General features: G+C 35.2%; 1 protein-coding gene. It reads right to left on the reverse strand.

Going from position 1 to position 2,333, the window contains the following annotated elements; translation table 11 throughout:
* Positions 1 to 345: 345 nt before the first annotated feature.
* Positions 346 to 510, reverse strand: coding sequence for a hypothetical protein (locus Q4Q55_RS10125; RefSeq protein ID WP_303372682.1), 165 nt, complete (start codon positions 508 to 510; stop codon positions 346 to 348).
* Positions 511 to 2,333: the final 1,823 nt, after the last annotated feature.

Consider the following 2,333-nt stretch of genomic DNA (forward strand, 5'->3'; position numbering starts at 1 on the left):
ATTTGTTAATTTTGCTCACAATCTCCAAATAGATTGTCAAGCTTCCGCCCATTGCTCTCATATAGGCTCTTGCCAATGTTCAAATTGATTTCGCCCAGATTTTACAGTATTTAATATAGATTCCCAAGGATTGTCTGATTGCGACAACTTACCTTGTCTATAATTATAAGCTGCTTCGTTAGCGAACCTTCTCATTATATCTATAGCAGAGACTTTTCAAAAAGTTTCTAATCATCATATTTCAATTCCCGCAATATCACCTAATCAATCTCTAAGTATATCATTCAACTCTCTTCCGTCTTCAAATCTCCATAATGCATCAGATATTTCTCATTTATCATTAACTCATTCATTAAGTTGCAACAACAAATAATCATTTACATTACTAGCATATTTGTCCATCAACTGTTTCCACACAACATCATAGTTATATATTATATCCCTTTGCCATTGTGTCCTCTGCAATTCTGGTGTCTGTGCCGCCTCGTCTCTTAGTCTCTTTAGATACATTTCACTTGTTAATAACCTATTTGCTGGGTCACTAACAATTTCATCTACATTTCTTATTGCTTCTCAACGCTCTTTTGATGCTAAGTTTTTATTAATCAAGTCTAATGTATCTTTTTTTGCTATGTCTGAAAATCTTTGCATAAAATTATTAGCTTCCTCTGTTTCGGTTAAATCAACCTCATCTAATCACGCGGTCATATCATCTTTATATTTTTCATAAGCCGTTCTCCTTATTTCATCATTCTCGTCTAATGTTTCAAGGTAAGCATCAAATTGCTCTTGTGTTATTGGATAAACTCAAGTTTTAACATTATTACCCATAACAGAAGATAGTGTATCATCTGAATATGTTTTTCACCCTGAAAATTTTTTTGTATTAGGGACAGCTTGTGCTTTAAATCCTCCATCTTTCATATCATTATAGAAAGACTGACGCGCAGCTTGTTGCTCTTCATAGGTAGTTGCCGCTGCCAACTCCGAGAGATATAATTCTGCCCTAGCGTTGAAAGCTCATTCATCAGTAGGGGTGAGCTTTATAACTCTATTAGTAGTTGGATTATAATCTAAGATTATATCTTTAGAATTCTCCTCTACCTCAGCATTATAACGATTGGCTGCAGTTTGTCTAGTTCCCCAATTCGTGATATTTCAAACAAGCTTCTCCCCAAATCAAACAAAGTCAGGCATAGAAAATCATTTTTCAGCATCAGCCTCTTCTTGAATTTGCTCATTTATGCTTAATGGCTCGCTTATATCAAACCCAGAAATATTATTTCTAGCCCAGATATTCCCGCGTCTCTGCGTCTCTGTTGCAGGCGCAGAAAGCGTCGCGGCATTCTGATTGATTTGGCTTTGTATAACGGGCGTTTGAATTATTCAAGCGTTTATTTGATTATTTAACATATTAGGAAAAGAACCAACTTGAGGAGTTGGTTGCTGTTCGTTTTCTATTATTGTTTCATTTAAAGTCTTTTCTGGGGTTACTGTGGTCGGCTGTTGAGTAAAAACTCATTTAGCTTTATTCCGTATATTCTTCCCCACCCTAGCAATATCTCATATTATACCCATTTATTGAAGAATAATAAACTAAACTATTCCTCTTCAAAGTAATTATCCTCTATCTGTGTTTTGACTTTCTTCTCGTGTTCATCTAATCCATCTTTATATTGTTCTGCAATTTTCTTATCGACTACAGGGGTAATAGCAACTCAAGCAGCTTTATCTAGCAAAGCCTCCGCTTCAGTTTTGGTAAGTCTATATTCTTCCCATGAGTATACGAAGTATCATTCATCGTCTCTTCATAATAAGCAGAGAATTTCTCAATCCTCATCTCTGATAATTGCATAATTTTCTGTTAAGGTTTTTAAAACCTCTTGTTTTCTTTCTAATAACATTTTCCTATAAATAGATTATATAAAAAGGCAAAAATTTTATAACTTTTATAATTTAGAATAGTCAATTCTTTAAATTTGAAAGGAAGTCTCAGCTTGTCTCCTGGGGTTTCTGGTACCTTTCAGCCCGATACTCCTCTGCTAATTGCTGATTACTTTTTACGCTACCAATCTTGGCTACATCTTTTGTAGCAAGTTGGTCGTGGAACCAAGCGAAATAAAGCACAAGCATCATTCCAGAAACCTGGTCATCGTGTTTCTTCTTCTCTCATCTAGCAGAAGCTTTCCATTTTTTGAAATGTGAAAGTTCCTCTACTAATCCGTTCTCTCAATAACAAGCTGGGTCGATATGAATCAAGTTAGTGTCAAAGAAACTGCTCCTAATCATTTCAATACACCAAGCCTTTCATACATTATGCCTAGCTCAAGGTT

The organism is Methanobrevibacter sp., from assembly GCF_030539555.1.
In the GTDB taxonomy this organism is placed as follows: domain Archaea; phylum Methanobacteriota; class Methanobacteria; order Methanobacteriales; family Methanobacteriaceae; genus Methanocatella.